Below are 18,638 nucleotides of genomic sequence, written 5' to 3' on the forward strand. Positions count from 1 at the left end.
CGCCCGGTCATCGCAGGCCTGCCCTGGGGGCCGCTGCCATCCGGGACACGTCGCGGAGTACCTGGTCCAGGCTGCCCGCGCCCGCCCAGGGTACGAAGGGCACGCCGTGTTCGAGCAGCTCCCCGACGGTGTTCTCCCGGTCGAGGTGCCAGAGCCGGTTGGCGATGTCGCCCCAGGGGCTGTCGGTGACCGGCCGGATGCCCGGGGGCAGGGTGTCGATCGCGACGACGGAACGGCCGGCCCGGGCCAGGCGGGCCAGCAGGCCGGCGCTGCGGGCTTCCAGGAGCGGGGTCAGCACGACGACCAGGGCGCTGTTCGGCAGGACGTACCGGTTGAACAGCCCGTCGACCGGGTCGAACTCCGTCCCGCCCGGCCGGACGTCGAGCAGCCACTCGAGCGCGGCGAGGTAGTGGCGCCTGCCGCTGCCCGCGCGGAGCCGCCGGGCCCGCGCGCCGTACTCCACCATCGACACCCGGTCGCCGCAGCCGAGGTAGTGCTGGGCGATGCCCGCCGCCGCCCGGACGGTCGTGTCGAGGACGGTGGGAGCCGCTGCCGGGTTCCCGGCCTCGTTGAGGACGTCGAGCAGGAGAACCAGCTCGGCGTCGCGGTCGGAGAGCGTGTGGGCGACGTGGAGTTCCCTGGTGCGCAGGGAGGTCCGCCAGTCGATCCGCCGGAGCCGGTCGCCCGTGGAGAACTGGCGGATACCCGCCAGCTCGCCGCCGTCGCCGTACCGGCGGGAGCGGTGCGCCCCGACCAGCCCGGCTGCGCGCGGCATCGCCTCGTCGGCCTCGAAGGGCTCGGTGGCCGGGAAGACCTTGAGCCGGAGGGGCTCGGCGACGATGGGCCGGCTCTCCAGCATCGCGTCGCACGCGAACGCGTACACCTGGAGCGGGCCGACGGCCTGCCTGCCCCACCGGGTCGCCTCGCCGGACAGGTCGAGATCCATCACGGCGGAGGCCAGTACCGGGCTGACGAACGCCCGGTCCACGTTCTGGATCTTCAGGGCCGGGGCAGCTGCGAGCCGGACGACGGCCAGGTCGTAGTCAGCCTCGTCGGGGTTGGCCACGCTGATCCTGACGGTGGCCCGGTCGCCTTCCGTCAGGTACGGCTCCTCCGTCGACACCACGGCCTCCGGCAGCGACTTCGGCCGGTTGCGCAGCGAGTAGGCCGCCCCGACCGCGAAGGGCGCGGCGAGCACGATCAGCTCGGCCCGGCCGGTGACCACGGCGATGACCGAGATCAGCAGGCTGAGCAGCACGGCACGCCGGAGCGCCTTGGTCGGTACCCAGTCGGCGGCCTCGTCCTGCGTCTTCAGCGCCACTGGGAGGCCTCGCCGACCGGCACCTCCTCGGTGGCGTACGCGTACTGCGGCAGCGCGCCGCTGGCGGGCGCCGGTACCGCGTCGACCACCTCGCGGACCACCAGCCCCGGGTCGACCCGCCGGAGCCACATCTCGGGCCGGAGGGTGATCCGGTGCGACAGGGCCGGGATGGCGACACCCTTGATGTCCTCCGGTACGACGTAGTCGCGCCCGGCCAGCACGGCCCGGGCCCGGCCGAGCAGCAGGAGGGCCAGCGAGCCACGCGGGGAGGCCCCGACGAGCACGCGCGGGTCGGAACGGGTCGCCGCGACGAGGTCCACCACGTACCGGCTGATCGACTCCTCCACCGACACGTACTCCAGCGACTCCTGCATCGCGAGCAGCGTGGGAGCGTCCACAATGGGCTGGACCACGACCTCCTCGCGCTGCCGGGCCATCCGCCGGTGGAGCACGTCGAGCTCCTCCTCCTGCGTCGGGTACCCGAAGGAGACGCGGAGCAGGAAGCGGTCGAGCTGGGCCTCCGGCAGCGGGTACGTGCCCTCGTGCTCGATGGGGTTGGCGGTGGCCAGCACGTGGAAGGGCGCCGTCAGGCGGTAGGTCGTGCCCTCGACGGAGACCTGCTTCTCCTGCATGGCCTCCAGCAGCGCGGCCTGGGTCTTCGGCGGCGTCCGGTTGATCTCGTCGGCGAGCAGCAGGTTGGTGAAGACCGGGCCGGGCCGGAAGGTGAAGTCGTGGGTGCGCTGGTCGTAGAGGAACGAGCCGGTGACGTCGGCGGGCAGCAGGTCCGGGGTGAACTGGAGCCTGCGGAACTCGATGCCCAGCGCCTGCGCCATCGTCCGCGCCGTGAGGGTCTTGCCCAGGCCGGGCAGGTCCTCCAGCAGGACGTGCCCGCCGGCCAGGATGCCTGCCAGCACCAGTTCCAGCGCGTCACGCTTGCCGACCACGACCGTGCCGACCTGGTCGAGCACCGCGCGGGCGAGCCTGCTGACCTCCAGCGGCTTCAGCGGGTTCATAGTGACTCCAGTTCTTTCACCAGTGCGGACAGTTCGGCGGGCTTGGGCACCTGTTTCAGCTCCGTCGTGGCCAGGAAGGCGCTCAGGCGGGGGCCGAGCAGCTCCGCCGCGCGGGCCGGGTGGCTCTGCCGGGTGACGCCGTACCGGAGCCGGAGGCGCTCGTCGGCCAGCGCGCCGATCGCCGGTACCAGCGTGCGGACGAAGTCGACGGGCTTGCCGTCGGCGTAGTCGAGCTGCCTGATCCAGTACATGGCCTCGGCGAAGGGCCGGTTCGGCACGCGGAACCAGTCGTCTTCGGGCTGCGGCCGCTCCATCTGGACGCTGCCCTTCGGCGGGGCCAGCAGCCGGCTCAGCCGGAAGGACGCGATGACGGCCAGGCAGAGCAGGAACAGGAAGACGAAGGGAATCGTGTACCCGGTGCCGGCGATCAGCACGTAGAGAACGCCAGCGATGACCGCGGCTCCGGCGCAGGCTCCGATCACCATGCCGCGCACGGTGACCCGGGCCCGGCGGCGCCGGTTCCTGGCGGGGCGGTCCTCGGTCAGCAGGTCGTCGATGCTGGTCATGACGGGGCCACTGGCGAGGACGCGAGTTCACTGTGGAGGCGGCCGAGCGCGGCGCGGGCCCGGTCGCGCATGCCTTCCGGCACGGCGTGCGGGGCGTAGCGGGCCAGGCGGTAGAGCTCGGCGAGTTCGGCGAGGCTGGGCGCGCTCAGCTCGTGGTCGCCGAGCAGCCGCGTGATCAGCTCGGCTGGGGTGTCGCCGGCCTCGCGTACGGTGCCCGCCGACGCTGCCACCGCCTCCAGCCGCAGCCAGCAGGCGATCACGGCCCGGCGCGGGTCGGTGCTGCCGTCGTCCAGCACGGTCAGGCTGGCGGCGACGGCGTCGCGTACCTCGGCTGCCCGTTGCTCCGGCGTCTTGGTGTCCGGATTCAGCTTGGAGAACGAGCGCATGTGCACGCTGATCGACTGCTTGGCGACCGTCCACAGCACGGCGACGACCACCGAGATCATGATCGCGACCATGATGCCGAGGGCGAGCGTGATCACCCAGCTGGGGATGCCGCTGACGTCGCCCTGGGACACCGCCTCCGCCTCCGCGGAAGCCGCGGCCTCCCCGGGCTCGTCCTCAGGGGAGACGACGGAGCTGGGCCGGGTGAGCGGCGGCAGCTTGGTCGCCTGCACTCCGGCCTGGGTGGCCACGAGGCCGACCGTGACGAGAAGCAGCAGGACCACCGCGACCGGCGCCCACCGCCTTGCCCCCCGACCAACATTCACGCAGACACCCTATGCCCAGCTCGGTAACGATGTGACGGGCGGCACGTAACGAGGGGGACAAGTTGGAGAAGTGCGCTAAGAGGTCCTAACTCAATGGCGGTGGTGCTGTGGCGGCCCCAGCCATTGAGTCAGGACCTCTAGGGCTCAGCTCAGCCTGCTGAGGAGGCTCGCGGCGTAGGGCAGGGACAGCAGTCCATTGAGGCCGATCATGATCATCTTGGCGGGCAGCGGCCAGGTCCGGCTGGCCCGGCCGATCCGGACCGAGACCATCGCCATGACCACGGCCAGCGGCACGGTCACCAGCCCGAGATACCAGTGCAGGCCGATGGTGGCCATCAGGAGCACGGTGGCGAAGACGCCCCTCAGCACCCACCAGCCGGGCAGCAGGTCCCGGAGAAGATCACTTCCCTTCTCGTACCCGGCGAGCCGGCCGGCCGCCTCGTCGCACCGCCGGGCCAGCTCCCGGTAGTCCACAGTGCTGGGCGCGCTCGGCACCGGGCCGGGCGGCAGGCCTGCCGAGGCGCGCAGCTCGGCCGCGTAGGCGACGGGACTGCCCAACCGTTCCACCAGTGAGCCTGCGCCCTCCGCCTGTACCTCGGCGAGGTGACCGGGCAGCTCTTCCAGCAGGTCCTCGCGCAGTGCGGCCGGCAGGTCGGCGAGCGCGGCGCGGACCCCGGCCAGGTACGCGCTGGCCTCCATCGCCCGGTTCACCGCCGGCTGGCTGTCCGTTCCCAGGTTCGTCATGGCTTTTTCCTCTCGCCCAGCAGGCTGTTCATGGTTTCGGTGAACCCGCGCCACACTTTCGAGCCATGATGGAGCTGGATGTTCCCGGCGAGGGTGAGGGCGTAGTACTTACGGTTCGGGCCGGCCTCGGACGGCACGACATACGTCGTCAGGTACCCGGCGGCGAACAGCCTGCGCAGGGTGCCGTAGATCGTGGCGTCGCCGATCTCCGACATCCCGGCGGCGCGCAGCCGCCGGAGGATGTCGTAGCCGTAGCCGTCCTCCTCGCGGAGCACGGCGAGGACGGCGAGGTCGAGGACTCCCTTGAAGAGCTGGGTCGTATCCACGCATCGCAGAGTACTCCGCATTGCACAGTACTGTCCATCGCGGCAGACCACAGTGGCCGGAAACATCCACAGTGGCCCCCGGGACACCTGTGGCCCGGCAGCGGGGATGCTGCCGGGCCACGGGACTGACGTGGACTACGGGGTGGTCGGCGAGTCCAGCCAGGCGTTGATCAGGGCGGTGAAGTCCTCGCCGGTGTGCTTGTTGACGAAGGCGATGAACGAGGCCCGGTCCTGACCCGTGTTCTTCTGGGTCTGCACCCAGTCCCGGGCCAGCTTGAAGAACCGGTCATCGCCGAGCTTCTGGTGGATCTTCAGCAGCATGCCAGCCGGGCAGGTGTACACGTTGCTCTCGGCGAACCGGCCGGCCACGGGCTTGCCGGGCGGGCCGACCTCGGCACGGAGCTTCGCGTCACGCTGCCGCAGCCACTGCTCGAACTGCTCGGGAGTGACCTTGTCCCGCTCGTTCTGGTAGAGGTACTGGACGTACATGGTCCAGCCCTCGTTCAGCCACAGGTCCGTCCAGGTGGACGTGGTCACGGAGTTACCGAACCAGTGGTGGCCGTACTCGTGCAGCAGGTTGCCGTCGAAGGCCGCCTCCCGCTTGTCGGCCGGGATCTCCAGGTGGTCGCCCAGCGTGATCATCTGCTGGGTCTCCATGCCGGACTCCGAGGGCACGATCACGACGCCGCCGCTCGGGAACGGGTACGGGCCGAACCGGGCCTCCAGCCACTCCAGCTGCTTCGGCGACTTCTTCAGCCACGGAAGGACCTCGTCGTTCTTGCCTGCCCGGTACCAGTAGGTCAGCGGGATGCCATGCGGGCCGGTGTCCGTGACCTTCGTGTACTTGCCGACGACGAGCGTGGTCAGGTAACTCGCGACGGGATCGGTGGTCGTGTACTTGTACGTGTCCCCCGACTGCCCGGCCGGTGTACCCGACGCGATGCCAGCCCAGCCGGCCGGAGCCGTGACGGAGATGTCGTAGAGGGCCTTGTCGGAGGGGAAGTCGTTGGCCGGGTACCAGGTGAAGGCCCCGTACGGCTCCTGCATCGTCCACAGTTCGCTGTCGTCCGTGACGGTGAGCCCGAGCCCCTCAGCGTCGCCACGCTTCGACGGCATCGGCACCGTCTTCGGCGTGCCGTGGTACTTCACGGTCAGCGTGACCGGCTGGTCCTTCTTCACCCCGCTGGGCACGACCAGCTTCTCCTGTGCCACGGTGCCAGCCGAGACCTTGCCGTCCACAGCCACCTCGTCCACCGTGTAGGCGGCGAAGTCCAGCTTGATCTCCGCGGCGTCCGCGACGGGGCGGATCCGCAGGGTCGCCTTGCCGGTGAAGGTCTTGGTCTCCGGCGCCCACGCCAGGTCGAGGGCGTAGTGCAGCACGTCGAGCTGGGCGTTGCCCTTGGCCGGGTAGAGCGTGTCGGCCACCGGGGACGACTTGCCCGCCGACCACTTGGCGTAGTCGACGCCCGGGGCTGCGGAGGGGCTGGCGGAGCCCGGCGCGCCGCCGGTCGGGGCGGCGGCCTTCGGTGTGGCTGACTCGGCGGTGCAGGCCGCGAGCAGCAGCCCGGCCAGCGGCAGGGCGAGGAGTGGGGTTCGGCGCATCCCCGTACGGTAGGGAAAACCACCGGATCCAGCTGCCCCGCCAGCGCTCAGCGGTGCGCGAGATCACCCGCTATTACTGGTCAGGGGACAGTCCCCAGGCGATCCCGTCGAGGATGTCGGACTCGGAGGCGATCACTGCCCCGGCTCCGGTCCGCTCCATGATCGTGCGGAGGATCAGGCCGCCGGCGATGATCACGTCGGCCCGGCCCGGATGCATGATCGGGATCGCCAGGCGTGTGTCGTGGTCCATGCCGATCAGCCGGTCCACGACGTCTGCCACGCCGGCGGCTGGCACCACTGCGTGGTGAATGGACTTCGGCTCGTACCTGGTGAGCCCCAGCCAGATCCCCGCGATCGTGGTGACGGAGCCGGCCAGGCCGACCAGGGTCAGCCCCCGGCCGCCCCCGACCGCGCCGAGTGCCCGCTCGACGGTGGCCGTGATGTCAGCGGTCGCGTCCGCCAGTTCCACAGTGGACGGCGGATCGGCGTGGATGTGCCGCTCGGTCATCCGGACGCAGCCGATGTCCACGCTGATCGCGGACTCGACCTCCCGGTCACCGACGACGAACTCCGTCGAGCCGCCGCCGATGTCGACGACCAGGTACGGGCCCTCGGTCTCCAGGCCACGCACCGCGCCCGTGAACGACAGCCGGGCCTCCTCGTCGCCGGACACGACCTCGGGATCGATCCCCAGCACCGAGCGGACCATCGCGACGAACTCGCCGGCGTTCTCCGCGTCGCGGGAGGCGCTGGTCGCGACCATCCGGACCCGGTCGGCACCGTGCTCCTTGATCAGGCCGGCGTACTCCTCCAGCGCGAGCCTCGTCCGCTCGATCGCCGCCGGGGCCAGCCGGCCCGTCCGGTCCACGCCCTCGCCGAGCCGGACGATCCGCATCTCCCGCACCAGCTCCGAGAGTGCTCCGCCCCGGAGGTCCGCGATGAGCAGGCGTACCGAGTTGGTCCCGCAGTCGATCGCCGCGACCCTCATGCGCCGGCCGTCCCCGGCTGCACGCACGGGCCGTCGGCCCACCACTCGCCGAGCCGCTCGCGTACCTCGTCGCCGAACGGGTTGACCCCGGGGCCGGCGGCGAGCGCGTGGCCGAGGTGCACGTGCAGGCACTTCACCCGGTCGGGCATCCCGCCGGCCGAGATGCCGTCGATCTCGGCGACGTGGCCGATGGCTTCGCGGCGGGCCAGGTAGTCCTCGTGCGCCAACAGGTACTGGGCTGCGAGCTCCGGGTCGGTGGCCAGGCGGTCCTGCTGCTCGCGCATCAGGCCCTCCGACTCCAGGGTCGACGCGCCGCCGGTCGCCTTCGGGCAGGTCAGGTAGTACGTGGTCGGGAAGGGGGTGCCGTCGGGCAGCCGGGGCTCGGTCTCCACCACGTCAGGGTTGCCGCACGGGCAGCGGTGCGCCACGGCCCGTGTCCCGCGCGGGGTCCGGCCGAGCTGGGCGGCCACCGCCGCGAGATCGTCTGCGCTCACCATCTGACTGTCGTTCACCTGGCTACCTGGCTACTTTCTTCGTGGTTTGTCCGCTGCCTTGGTACTCGACCATAGTTTGCCGTACCAGGTGCCCTCCCCAGCGGACTTGCCCCGGCCGGAGGCGTCGGCATCGGGCTGGCCGGTGGCCGGGGTGCCGGAGATCCGGTACGCGGTGTCGCCGGGCAGGACGAGCTGGAGGCGTTCGCGGGCCTGCTGGGTGAAGTACGCCGGGTCGTCCCACTTCTTGTAACGCTCGTTGAGCCGCTCGATCCTGACCTGCTGGTCGGCGAGCTGCTGCTGGAGCCGGGACATCTCGGCGTTCTGCGTCAGGTACGTCCGCACCGGGTACGCGTAGGCCAGCATCAGCGCGGCGAGCAGCAGGCCGAGCACAGCCGCGCGGCCGGTCAGCCGCTTCTGCCGGGGCGGCCGGGTACGCTGCGCGGCGCCCGGGGCGGCCGGCCGGCGCGCCGCAGCCGGGCGGGCAGCGGACCGGCCAGGCCTGCGGCTGGGGCCTCTGCTGCCGGGTGAGCGGGTCACGTGACGCTCCTTAGAGGGGTGTCGCGCACGGGCGCGGGTCGTCCACTGAGTCTATTGCGACCCGCCGGAACTCCCCGGCCCACCCATCACGTACCAAGAAACCGGACTTACCGCCCTTGATCTTGGTTTTGATCTGAGGCGCAGTGGCCCGCTGAGGGCGGATCTGGCAAGCGTCGCGGCTTCCCTCGTACCGGTGTTGTACGTGGGAAGCCGCGACGCGCAGTCCAGATTCGTTCTCAGCGGGTCGGCACTACCTGCGGGGGAACGCCAGCGCGCCCGCGTAGCGGGCGGCCGAGTCGAGTTCTTCCTCGATCCGGAGCAGCTGGTTGTACTTGGCGACCCGCTCGGACCGCGCCGGGGCGCCGGTCTTGATCTGGCCGCAGCCGAGCGCCACCGCGAGGTCGGCGATCGTGGTGTCCTCGGTCTCGCCGGACCGGTGGCTCATCATGGTCCGGAAGCCGGCCCGGTGCGCCAGGTCGACGGCGTCCAGGGTGTCGGTCAGCGAGCCGATCTGGTTCACCTTGACGAGGACGGCGTTGGCGGTGCTCTCCGCGATGCCGCGGGCGATCCGCTCCGGGTTGGTGACGAACAGGTCGTCGCCGACGAGCTGGGTACGGTCGCCGACCAGGGTGGTCAGCGCCTTCCAGCCGGCCCAGTCGTCCTCGGACAGCGGGTCCTCGATCGACACGATCGGGTAGGTGTCGAGCAGGCCAGCGTAGTACTTGGCCATGTCGTCGGCCGACTTCTGCACACCCTCGAAGGTGTACGAGCCGTCCTTGTGGAACTCGGTGGCCGCGACGTCCAGAGCGAGCGCGATGTCGGTACCGAGCGCGTAGCCGGCCTTCTCCACCGCCTCGGCGATCAGGTCGAGGGCCGCGGCGTTGGCCGGCAGGTTCGGGGCGAAGCCGCCCTCGTCGCCGAGGCCGGTCGCGTAGCCCTTCTTCTTCAGGACGGCCTTGAGCGCGTGGTACACCTCGGTGCCCGAGCGCAGCGCCTCGCGGAAGGTCGGGGCCCCGATCGGGGCGATCATGAACTCCTGCACGTCGACGTTGCTGTCGGCGTGCGCGCCACCGTTGAGGATGTTCATCATCGGTACCGGCAGGAGGTGGGCGTTCGGGCCACCCAGGTAGCGGAAGAGCGGCAGGCCCGCCGACTCGGCAGCGGCCTTGGCCACGGCCAGCGAGACGCCCAGGATCGCGTTGGCGCCCAGGTTGCCCTTGTTCGGCGTGCCGTCCAGGTCGATCATCTTGGCGTCGATCGCGCGCTGGTCGGTCGCGTCGTAGCCGATCAGCTCCTCGGCGATGGCGCTGACGTTGCCGATGGCCTGCTCGACACCCTTGCCGAGGTACCGGTCGCCGCCGTCACGCAGCTCGGCGGCCTCGAAGGCGCCGGTCGACGCGCCGGACGGCACGGCGGCGCGGGCGAAGGTGCCGTCGTCGAGCAGGACCTCGACCTCGACGGTCGGGTTGCCCCGGGAGTCCAGGATCTCGCGGGCGGCGATGCCCTCAATCGTTGCCACGTTGTCTCTCCTCGAAGATCGAGATGAGGCCGCGCCGCTGCGGCCAAGGCCGGGCCGGCGGCTTCGCGGCCCACAGCCGAGCGTAGTCACCGGCCCCGGGGGCGCGTGCGCTGGCTCCCTGGCCAGTGACCTCCGGGGCTCTCCGGAGGTGACGGTCCGCCCGGGCCGCCGGGGCTGGCGGGACACTCCGGGCGCACGAAGAGGATTTGCGCACGGCCGGCTGACAGGGAAGGCTGGCATCTATGCGTCGACTCGCAGGCGCCACCCTGGCGCTCCTCACCCTGGCCGGCTGCCAGACCACGGCAGAGGCCGGGAGCCCGGCTGACCCGGCCCGGTTGATCAACACGCTGGCGTCCCGGCTCGCCGAGGGCGCGGAACGGACATACACCGCGGAGTACCGCCTCGCGGGTAACGAAATCGTCACAGTCGTCCAGGGGCAGAAACCGCTCAGGACGGCGTACACCCACCCCGGCGGCAAACTGATCATCACGCCCGAGGGCGCGAACCAGTGCGGCACGCAGTGCTCGGCCATCAAGCCCACCCCGGCCACCGGGGTGCCGGTGGCGATTCCCGGGTTCCTGACCGGGCCGCAGGCGATCCGGGTGCTCACCGAGTCCTCCCTGCACGCCTCGGGGACCATCACGCCGAGTGACACCACGCTGGCCGGTCAGCACGCGCTGTGCGTGAAGGTCGACAGGTACGAGGCGTGCTTCACCGACCGGGGTGTGCTCGGCAGCTTCACCGGCGAGGTTGGCGGGGTGAAGGTGGACGTGGTCCTCAGCAGATACGAGGAGACGGTCGCCGCGAACGCGTTCGACAAGCCGGCCGGTCAGTGAACAGCCGCCTGCTGGCCAGCACGGAGGCTCCACGCGGCCCGGTGACCGGCGACTGGCTGCTCACCGTGTCCGGAGACCGGGTCACGATCGGCTCGGTCGGCGCTCGTGGAGTGCCCGGGGAACTGCTGTTCCTGGGCACGTTCGACGGTGTGCCGGCCTGGGCCGAGGAGTCGGCTGCCGACGGCGGGGCGACGTGGCGCGAGCTGGCCGCGACCCTCGACCAGGAGACGCTGGCGCTGGCCGGGCGCGCGCTCCAGCTCGTCACCTGGCGGCGGACCCACCGGTACTGCGGTGCGTGCCGCGAGGAGCTCGCCTACCAGCCCGGCTACTCGTGGCCACGCTGCTCCGGCTGCGACCTGCTCGTCCCGATGCAGCTGTCGACGGCGGTGATCGTGCTGATCCGGCGCGGCGACGAGGTCCTGCTGGCCAGGCACTCGTACGGGCCGGCCAAAACGATGTGGGCGCTGATCGCCGGGTTCACCGAGTACGGCGAGACGCTGGAGGACGCGGCCCGCCGCGAGGTACGGGAAGAGACCGGCCTGGAGATCACGAACCTGGCCTACGCCGGCAGCCAGCCGTGGAGCATGGCCGGGCCGGGACAGCTGCTCGTCGGCTTCACCGCCGACTGGGCGGCCGGCGTGCCCACAGTAGACGGTGCCGAGCTGACGGCCGCCGAGTGGTTCCCGCTGGACGCGCTGCCCGCCGAGGTGCCGCCGCACTTCAGCATCGCCCGGTGGCTGCTGGACGCGGCTGTCGCTGGCGAGCGCAGGGGCCCGGTTCCTGAGCGCGTGTAGTTTCCGCTTACCCGGGCCTTACCGGGCTGCCGTCCGGTGTTTGCCCGCCCGAGTGGTGTGTCATGCATTATCCGGCGCATGTCGATCCTCAGAAGGAGCGCGGCCGCCGCTGTCTGCGCCGCCGCCCTGCTGTCCGGTACCACCGTCCACGCTCTCGCCGCGCCCGTGAGCCCGGCAGCCACGCCGGAACCCGTGCGGGTCCTGGCCTGGAACATCTGGCACGGCGGGCAGGACCCGGCCGTCGGCGGGGCCGCCAACCTGCCCCGCGTCGTCGACCAGCTCGTCGCGATCAGCCCGGACGTCTTCTTCGCCGTGGAGACCTACGGCGCGGCCGACGCCATCCGCGAGGGCCTGACCGCCCGGGCGGGCAAGGGCGCCTACAGCGCCACCCGGATCACGTCCAGCAGCAGCGACAACCTCTGGATCTTCACGAGGTACCCGGTGGTGAAGGTCTACCCCAAGCCCTCGGGCAGCGCCGTCACCGACTTCAACTTCGGGGGCGTCCGGGTCGCGCTGCCCAACGGCCGTCAGCTGAATCTGTTCGACACATGGCTCTCGTACACCAACCCCTGGATCGGGGACATGATCGACACGAACGCCACCGACGCCGTGGCCGGGCGGCGGGCCACGTACGCCGCGCGGAAGGTGGCCGGCGCGGAGAGCAGGGCCCAGACGCCGCAGCTCACCGACATCGTGCGCAACCAGCTGCCGCTGATGCTGGCCGGGGACACCTCGCCCGTCGTGCTGGCCGGCGATTTCAACACCGTCCCGGCAGCCGACTGGGCTCCGGCGTGGTCGCGGTGCGCCCGGCACTACGGCCTCGGCTACGAGCTGCGGACCACGACCGTGCTGACCGAGACCGGATTCACCGACACGTACCGCGCCGCCAACCCCGACGTGTGCACGCATCCGGGGCGCACGTGGAGCCCGCAGCCGGAGTACGGCTACATGATCACTGATGACCGGATCGACTTCGTGTTCACCCGGGGCGCCGGCGTGACCGTGACGGCTTCCACCACTGTGGACAGCCGACTCCCGGAACACGGGCCGGGCCGGTTCTACTCCGACCACGCCGCCGTCGTAACGGACCTGCTCGTCAGCTGAGCGCCTCGCAAGCCACTGCCCGCACAGCGGCGAACGCGATTGCCAGCGAACGGCAAGAAAGCGGCAAGCGTGGATACGTAGCGTCCCCCTTGCATTGATCGCGATCAGTGATCACGAGTTGACCAGGAGGAATCCGTGTCCAAGACGTTCCGTGCGGTAGCCCTCGCGGGGCTGGCCACCGCAGCCGTTCTCGCCGTACCCCAGGCCGCGCAGGCCACCCAGGGTTGTAGTTCGCAGGGCTACCCGACCGGGCAGTCCTTCAAGATCTACTGCTACATCCACAACAACGACAACGCCCGGGCCGCGGTGAAGTGCTTCCGCATCACCGACTACCGGTACATGGGCAACGCCTATGGCCAGACCGTGACCGTTGGCCCGTCCACCGCGTCCTGCTGGTCCGGCACCGAGGCCGACGAGGGCTGGGTGGACTACAGCGTCTGATGAGACCGGGTACTCGCGGGGGCGGTTCACCGGAACCGTCCCCGCGACGGGCAGAGCTAGGACCTGTCCGGTGACCACTCCCGCCTGAGCAGCCCGTAGACCCACGAGTCGGAGACCTCGCCGTTCACGACGCAGTCTTCCCGCAACGTCCCTTCACGCACGAACCCGAGCTTCTCCAGCACGCGGGCCGAGGCAACGTTGCGCGTGTCGGCCTCGGCCTGGACGCGATTCAGGTCCAGCGTGCCGAACGCCCAGCGCAGCAGAGCGCCAGCGGCCTCCGTCGCGTAGCCGTGGCCCCATGCCGCTTCGCCGTAGCAGTAGCCCAGCGACGCGCTGCGGAACTCGGGATTCCACTGGTTCAGGCTGCACCAGCCGATGAACGTTCCGTCGGAGGCGCGTTCCACGGCGAGCCGCGCCCCGGCGCCTTCCTCCGCCATCTGACGGCAACCCGCGACGAACCGCTCGGCGCGCGCCCGCTCTGTCCACGGCGGGGAGTCCCAGTAGCGCAGGACGTTGGCGTTGCTGTGCAGGGCGAAGAGGTCGTCCGCGTCGGCGTCGCCGAAGGGGCGGAGACGGAGGCGGGCGGTGTCCAGCGTGGGGGTTGGCAGCGACATGCGCTCAGGTCCCTCTCGTGATGGGCGGCTGCTGTGCCACGTCGAGCGCTGCGGCCCCGCCTCGCAGCCGGGCGCTGTGTGCGCCCTTCCGCGAAGCGGGGTGCTCCGGTCAGCCCCGTGCCCTGTTCAGCGCGGCTGTTGCTCCTGCTGGGGCCCGCCGCGGGTAACAGATGAAGGGGTTTCAGACGCCGAGCAGGGTGGCCAGGTGGCGCGGCGACGGGCTGCCGTGGGCGAGCATCGCGTCGTGCCAGGCCCTGACCGTCACGCCACTGGGGCGGGCGGCGCCGATGGCGGCGACCTCGGTGTAACCGACGAAGTAGGTGGACAGCTGCGTCGAGGTGAGCAGCGCGCGCCGCCACTTGCCGGCCGCCTCGCCCTCCTCCTGGAAGCCGCGGTCCATCATCCAGGCCATCCCCTCGGCCTCGGTCAGCTCCTCGCAGTGCACGAGCTGGTCGAGGATCGCGTTGATCGCCATCCGCAGCTGCATCTTGAGCTGGGTGAGCTTGACAGCCCGGCCGCCGTAGCCGGCGTTGGCCATCAGCTCCTCCGAGTAGACAGCCCAGCCCTCGCAGAACGGGCCGGACTCGCACAGCGCCCGCGCCCGGCTCGACCCGCGGAACTTCCGGGCGTGCGCGAGCTGGAGATAGTGCCCCGGCGTCGCCTCGTGCACCGTGAGGTTCTTGATCATGTGGTTGTTGTACTCGCGGTAGAACGACTCGACCCGCTCCGCTGACCAGTCAGCCGGAGTCGGGGAGATGGCGTACGTCGTCGCGACCGGCGCCGTCTCGAACGGCCCGACGGGGTCGCAGTACGCGACGGCCTGACCGCGCGCGAACTCCGGCATCTCCTCGATCACCAGCGGATCGTCCACAAGGGACACCAGGTCGTGCTCGCGGACGAACGCCGTCACCTCGGCGAAGCTCTCCCGGGCCAGGCCGAGGATCGTCGTGTTGTCCGGACGTTCGGCACCCAGGGCGTTCAGCGCCTCGCGGATCGGCACGCCGCCGGTCAGCTCGGCCAGCTCGGCCGTCACCCGCTCCACGGCGGCCTCTGCCCTGGCCAGCACCTCAGCGGCGCTCAGCTCGGTGTCCAGCGTGTACCAGAGCTTGCCCTCCCACAGCCGGCGGCCGAGGCGCGGGTCGCGGCCGGGCCGCTGTGCCCTGAGCCAGCCGTCGAACTCCTCCAGGGCCTTCACGGCGTTCGCCCGCTCGGTCTCGACCGTGAACCCGGCGGCGGCCTCCAGCTCCGGCACCCGGGTCTCGATCAGCCGCCGCACGCCGGCGAACTGGCCGATCGCGGTCTCCACGTGGATCGCCGGGCACTCGCGCAGGGTCTCGCGGGCGGTGGCCAGCGCCTCCGGCACGGCCCCCAGCCGCTCCCGTACCGAGTCGAGCCGGATGCCCGCCGGGGCGAACTCCCGGTCGAGCAGCGCGTTGAGCAGGCTGCCCGGGTTGTGCCGCAGCGGGTTCCACTCGTGGCTGCGGACCTCGGTCAGCTCGAACAGCCGCTTGTCGACGGCCGTGCTGAGCTGCGCGTGGTCCACGCCGTCCTCGGCACCGAGCTCGTCGACGTCCACCTGGGCCAGCGCGTTCGCCGCGTCGCGGAGCATGCTCACCTGGGCTGCGACGCCCTCGGCGCTGAAGTCCTGGAGCTGGCCGTCGAAGCGGTGGTCCCCGGCGTCGTAGGCGACGTGCGGGTCCGAGGCGAGCAGCGCGTCGACGATCCGCTCTGCGAGGGGTGCGAACTGTTCAGGCATCCGCCCAACCTACCTACTTGTTCACCAGCTCCGGGTGACCGACGATGAACTCGTCGATCTGACCGGCGTTGAGAGCCTCGAAGAAGCCAGCCGCGATGGGCAGCAACTGCTCGCCCTGGTACCCGTAGCCGGAGCCGACGTTCTCCCCCGGCAGCTTGACCAGGGTCATGTCCGAGGGCGAGATGCCGCGCAGGGCGAGCGCGAAGTCGGCGATGGACCGGCCACGGCCGTCGAAGGTCAGCGAGGCGCCCGCCGCCTCGATCACCGAGCTGAGCTTGGCCGGGTTGGTCACCACGGACTTGCTGACGGCCTGGTCGACCATCGCCCGGATGAACTGCTGCTGGTGCCGCTGCCGCGAGTAGTCGCCGCCCTCGGTGTAGCGCTGGCGGACGTAGTCGAGCGCCTGCCAGCCGTTGAGGTGCTGGCGGCCCGGCTCGTAGGTCTTGCGCGGCGGATTGCCCGGCAGCAGCCAGCGCGCCTGCCCGTCCGGCGTGACGTGGATCGACTCGACCCGCTGGTCGATGTCCATCGTCACCCCGCCCAGCGCGTCGACGACCTTCGTGAACCCGGAAAAGTTGATCACGGCTCCGGCGTCGAACTCCTTGATCCCGGTGTACCCGCTGACCGTCCGGGCCATCAGCGCGAAGCCACTGGCCACGTCGGACGGCTGGCCGTCGGAACGGGAGGCGCCGTAGAACATGGCGTGCGTGAGCTTGTCGCGCCGGTGCCCCTCGAACCTGGCCGGCTCCCAGCGCGGGATCTGGACAAGCAGGTCACGGGGCAACGAGAACAGGTACGCCCGGTCCATCGAGCGCGGGACGTGCAGGACCATCACCGAGTCGCCGCGCGGGGCCTCGCCCGGCCGCTCCGGCCGGGGATCGATGCCGACCAGCAGGATGTTCAGCGGGCCGGTGATCGTGCTTTCCTCGCTGACGTACCGCGGTGGCGGCTCGCCGAACAGGTCAGCCTTGTGTACCGAGCCCTCGACCTTGTCGAGCGCCAGCTTGCCCGCGACCAGCGTTCCCCCGCTGAGCAGGACGATGACCGTGCCGAACGCGATGCACAACCGCGCCCATAACGGACCCTTCTGCTTTCCAGACTTCCCCACGCCTGTGTGGACGCGATGAAAGGTCAGAAGGTTGCCACGATCCAGGTCACGATTCGGTCTACGAGATCGGACGGCGCGGCGTTCTCCGCGTGGCCGAAACCGGGCTCCAGCCACAGCTCCTTCGGCTCGTTCGCGGCAGCGTACAGCGCCTCGGCGTGCTCGACCGGGAAGTAGTGGTCCGCGTCACCGTGCACGATCAGCACCGGCACCGGGGTGATCGCGGCGATGGCCTCGTCCGGCGGGACGGGCACCGGATCCCAGCCGCCGGGCGCGATCCGCACCTTCAGCAGCCGCCCGGCCAGCCTGCCGCCCGGCCACTCCAGCATCCGGTGCAGGCGGCGCATGGGCCTGGTGCCCTTGTAGTACCAGCGGCTCGGGCCGCTCACGGCCACGACGGCGTCCACCCCGCCGATCAGCCCCGCGTGCCGGATGACGACCGAAGCGCCCATGGAGAAACCCAGAAGAACGATTTTCGTGTACCGGAGTGAGCGCGCCCACCCCACCGCGGCGTCGACGTCGAGGATCTCCCGATCCCCCACAGTGGACTGACCGCCCGACTGGCCGTGCCCCCGGAAGTCGAAGGCCACCACGCCGAACGTCGCGCCGAGCCGCTCACAGATCCGCTGGACAGCCGGCCGCCTCCACGAGCCGGTGAACCCGTGCGCGAGCACCACGCAGGCCCCGAGGTCCGGCCCTGCCAGATGGACTGCCGACAGCTCGACGCCGTCCTCGGTCCTGATCACGGCCGGCCTTCTCGGCCTTCCTTCTCCGCCTGCTTGATCAGGCGCCAGTTCGTGATGATGTCCTCGATGCTCGTGACGGTCACACCGGAGAACACGTGCGGGTTGCGGCGGACCATCTTGTCCACGAAGTCCCCGGCGACGTCGTCGACCGTGAACCGCTCGGCCTCGTCGCGTTCCTCGGCGAGCCGGGCGTGCAGGAGCACCTGGAGCAGCACGTCGCCCAGCTCCTCACGGAGATTCGCGAAGTTCCCGGCCTTGATGGCGTCGTGCGCCTCCTGGGCCTCCTCCAGCATGTACTGGGCCAGGCTCTCGTGCGTCTGCTGCCGCTTCCACGGATCCTCCAGCCGGAGCCGGTCGGTCACCGTGACGGCGTCCAGCAGGCGGGCGCCGGGCGGGTCCCAGGAGCCGTAGCAGAGCTCGATGGTGACCGGCTCCGGTTCCAGGAGCAGCTTGCGGCCCAGCGCGCGGGCCATGTCCTGGTCACCGGCCGGGCCGGCCAGCCAGACGAACGTGCCCGGCCTGGCGACCATCGCCGGGATGTCCGGCTCACCGACCGTCACATCGGCACCGGCGTGCCGGAGCGCCTCGGTCTGCGAGGACTCCTCCGCCGCCAGCACCGGGTACTTACGGACCAGGTCCCACGCCTCGGCTGTCAGCAGACCGGCCGGCAACCGGGGCGAGGTGACCAGGAAGATGATGCGGCGGCTCTCGGTACTGTCGCTCACAGGGCCGGCGCGTCCTCGGCGACCGGGCGGTCCGTGACGGCAGGGTTCGCGCCGGCGAGCTGGAGCACGATCAGCTTGACCGCCGCACCGTTCGGGCCCTCGTCGCTCATCACCACGTACGACGCCGGGGCGTAGAGCGGGTTGATGGTGACGTTGTACTTCGTCATCGCCTCACGCAGCGTGTTACGCAGGCCGAGCTTCTTGCGGAACTCCTGGTCACCAGTGATCCGCTCGGCGTTGTTGATCCGGAAGCCCTGCCCGTTGACGAGCGCCGTCATCTCCTTGACGTCGGCCTCGCTCGGCACGGCCGGGGCGACCGACTCCTCCAGGGCCGCCAGGCACGGCGCGTACTTCTCCTGGAGCCGGTCGAACTCCAGCACCTCGTTCGACCGGCGCTGCGCGGCGAACTCCGCGGCCGTGACCGGCTGCACCGTCAGCTTCTGCTCGGCGCACAGCCGCAGGGCCAGCTCGCCGACCACGATGAAGGACGCGATGCCCTGCTTGCTCTGCCCGACCTGGCCCGGCTTGGCCACGCCCGGCTTGCTCACCTCATCGACAACCTTCTGGACCTGGGAATTCTCGATCCGGGTGTCGCCCACGTACGCGGCGGCGATCGGCTCGGAACGGCATCCGGTCAGCGCCAGGGCCGCGACGGCGGCGAGAGCTGTGGCGGCAAGGGCTCGTCTCATGACGAGGA

20 protein-coding genes and 1 pseudogene are annotated in these 18,638 nt (G+C 70.8%); 4 read left to right on the forward strand and 17 right to left on the reverse strand.

Going from position 1 to position 18,638, the window contains the following annotated elements:
* Positions 1 to 7: 7 nt before the first annotated feature.
* The 11 genes from A3G1_RS0122100 to eno form a co-directional block, all read right to left on the reverse strand.
* On the reverse strand, positions 8 to 1,321 hold the full coding sequence (locus A3G1_RS0122100) for a DUF58 domain-containing protein (RefSeq protein WP_018351672.1): 1,314 nt from the start codon (positions 1,319 to 1,321) through the stop codon (positions 8 to 10).
* Positions 1,312 to 2,334: an AAA family ATPase gene (locus A3G1_RS0122105; RefSeq protein WP_018351673.1), complete on the reverse strand. Its 1,023-nt coding sequence runs from the start codon at positions 2,332 to 2,334 to the stop codon at positions 1,312 to 1,314. Before A3G1_RS0122105 ends, A3G1_RS0122100 begins: the two co-directional genes overlap by 10 nt.
* On the reverse strand, positions 2,331 to 2,900 hold the full coding sequence (locus A3G1_RS38860; protein WP_018351674.1) for a hypothetical protein: 570 nt from the start codon (positions 2,898 to 2,900) through the stop codon (positions 2,331 to 2,333). The genes A3G1_RS0122105 and A3G1_RS38860 overlap by 4 nt, the downstream gene beginning before the upstream one ends.
* A complete protein-coding gene (locus A3G1_RS36150) occupies positions 2,897 to 3,610 on the reverse strand; it encodes a DUF4129 domain-containing protein (RefSeq protein ID WP_040479150.1) in 714 nt (237 codons plus the stop codon). The genes A3G1_RS38860 and A3G1_RS36150 overlap by 4 nt, the downstream gene beginning before the upstream one ends.
* A gap of 144 nt (positions 3,611 to 3,754) precedes the next feature.
* Positions 3,755 to 4,354 carry an HAAS signaling domain-containing protein gene (locus A3G1_RS36155; protein WP_018351676.1) on the reverse strand — a complete coding sequence of 200 codons (600 nt, stop codon included), beginning with the start codon at positions 4,352 to 4,354 and terminating at the stop codon, positions 3,755 to 3,757.
* The gene (locus tag A3G1_RS0122125; RefSeq protein WP_018351677.1) at positions 4,351 to 4,680 is read right to left on the reverse strand and encodes a PadR family transcriptional regulator; all 330 of its coding nucleotides are present in this window, start codon (positions 4,678 to 4,680) and stop codon (positions 4,351 to 4,353) included. The genes A3G1_RS36155 and A3G1_RS0122125 overlap by 4 nt, the downstream gene beginning before the upstream one ends.
* 135 nt (positions 4,681 to 4,815) lie before the next feature.
* Positions 4,816 to 6,282: a M1 family metallopeptidase gene (locus A3G1_RS0122130; protein WP_018351678.1), complete on the reverse strand. Its 1,467-nt coding sequence runs from the start codon at positions 6,280 to 6,282 to the stop codon at positions 4,816 to 4,818.
* 73 nt (positions 6,283 to 6,355) lie between these two features.
* A complete protein-coding gene (locus A3G1_RS0122135; RefSeq protein WP_026212392.1) occupies positions 6,356 to 7,270 on the reverse strand; it encodes a Ppx/GppA phosphatase family protein in 915 nt (304 codons plus the stop codon).
* On the reverse strand, positions 7,267 to 7,767 hold the full coding sequence (locus A3G1_RS0122140) for a DUF501 domain-containing protein (protein WP_040479339.1): 501 nt from the start codon (positions 7,765 to 7,767) through the stop codon (positions 7,267 to 7,269). Before A3G1_RS0122140 ends, A3G1_RS0122135 begins: the two co-directional genes overlap by 4 nt.
* 27 nt (positions 7,768 to 7,794) lie before the next feature.
* Positions 7,795 to 8,301 carry an FtsB family cell division protein gene (locus A3G1_RS36160; protein WP_018351681.1) on the reverse strand — a complete coding sequence of 169 codons (507 nt, stop codon included), beginning with the start codon at positions 8,299 to 8,301 and terminating at the stop codon, positions 7,795 to 7,797.
* Between the two features lie 250 nt (positions 8,302 to 8,551).
* A complete protein-coding gene (eno, locus tag A3G1_RS0122150; protein ID WP_018351682.1) occupies positions 8,552 to 9,820 on the reverse strand; it encodes a phosphopyruvate hydratase in 1,269 nt (422 codons plus the stop codon).
* A gap of 242 nt (positions 9,821 to 10,062) precedes the next feature.
* Between eno and A3G1_RS40715 the strand changes: the two genes are divergently transcribed.
* The 4 genes from A3G1_RS40715 to A3G1_RS0122170 all read left to right on the forward strand — a co-directional run bounded on the left by A3G1_RS40715 (position 10,063) and on the right by A3G1_RS0122170 (position 12,995).
* Positions 10,063 to 10,656: a hypothetical protein gene (locus A3G1_RS40715; RefSeq protein ID WP_018351683.1), complete on the forward strand. Its 594-nt coding sequence runs from the start codon at positions 10,063 to 10,065 to the stop codon at positions 10,654 to 10,656.
* The gene (gene nudC / locus A3G1_RS36170) at positions 10,653 to 11,450 is read left to right on the forward strand and encodes an NAD(+) diphosphatase (protein ID WP_018351684.1); all 798 of its coding nucleotides are present in this window, start codon (positions 10,653 to 10,655) and stop codon (positions 11,448 to 11,450) included. The genes A3G1_RS40715 and nudC overlap by 4 nt, the downstream gene beginning before the upstream one ends.
* 78 nt (positions 11,451 to 11,528) lie before the next feature.
* Positions 11,529 to 12,554 (forward strand): endonuclease/exonuclease/phosphatase family protein, encoded by a 1,026-nt coding sequence (locus tag A3G1_RS0122165; protein WP_018351685.1) that lies wholly within the window; start codon positions 11,529 to 11,531, stop codon positions 12,552 to 12,554.
* 135 nt (positions 12,555 to 12,689) lie between these two features.
* Positions 12,690 to 12,995, forward strand: a complete 306-nt coding sequence (locus A3G1_RS0122170) for a hypothetical protein (RefSeq protein WP_018351686.1) — start codon at positions 12,690 to 12,692, stop codon at positions 12,993 to 12,995.
* Positions 12,996 to 13,051: 56 nt separating this feature from the next.
* Here A3G1_RS0122170 and A3G1_RS0122175 read toward each other — a convergent pair whose 3' ends face one another.
* From A3G1_RS0122175 to A3G1_RS0122200, 6 genes and pseudogenes are all read right to left on the reverse strand, one after another.
* A complete protein-coding gene (locus tag A3G1_RS0122175) occupies positions 13,052 to 13,609 on the reverse strand; it encodes a GNAT family N-acetyltransferase (protein ID WP_018351687.1) in 558 nt (185 codons plus the stop codon).
* Between the two features lie 181 nt (positions 13,610 to 13,790).
* On the reverse strand, positions 13,791 to 15,365 hold the full coding sequence (locus tag A3G1_RS0122180; RefSeq protein WP_018351688.1) for a DUF885 domain-containing protein: 1,575 nt from the start codon (positions 15,363 to 15,365) through the stop codon (positions 13,791 to 13,793).
* A gap of 13 nt (positions 15,366 to 15,378) precedes the next feature.
* A complete protein-coding gene (locus tag A3G1_RS0122185; protein WP_018351689.1) occupies positions 15,379 to 16,431 on the reverse strand; it encodes an LCP family protein in 1,053 nt (350 codons plus the stop codon).
* 65 nt (positions 16,432 to 16,496) lie between these two features.
* Positions 16,497 to 17,216: an alpha/beta hydrolase gene (locus A3G1_RS0122190; protein WP_018351690.1), complete on the reverse strand. Its 720-nt coding sequence runs from the start codon at positions 17,214 to 17,216 to the stop codon at positions 16,497 to 16,499.
* 20 nt (positions 17,217 to 17,236) lie between these two features.
* Positions 17,237 to 17,941, reverse strand: a pseudogene (locus tag A3G1_RS36175) (nucleoside triphosphate pyrophosphohydrolase); the annotation flags it as partial.
* A complete protein-coding gene (locus A3G1_RS0122200; protein ID WP_157641277.1) occupies positions 17,938 to 18,630 on the reverse strand; it encodes a hypothetical protein in 693 nt (230 codons plus the stop codon). The gene A3G1_RS0122200 and the pseudogene A3G1_RS36175, both read right to left, overlap by 4 nt.
* Between the last annotated feature and the right edge of the window lie 8 nt (positions 18,631 to 18,638).

The sequence above is a fragment of the Longispora albida DSM 44784 genome (assembly GCF_000379825.1).
GTDB classification, from domain to species: Bacteria; Actinomycetota; Actinomycetes; order Mycobacteriales; family Micromonosporaceae; genus Longispora; species Longispora albida.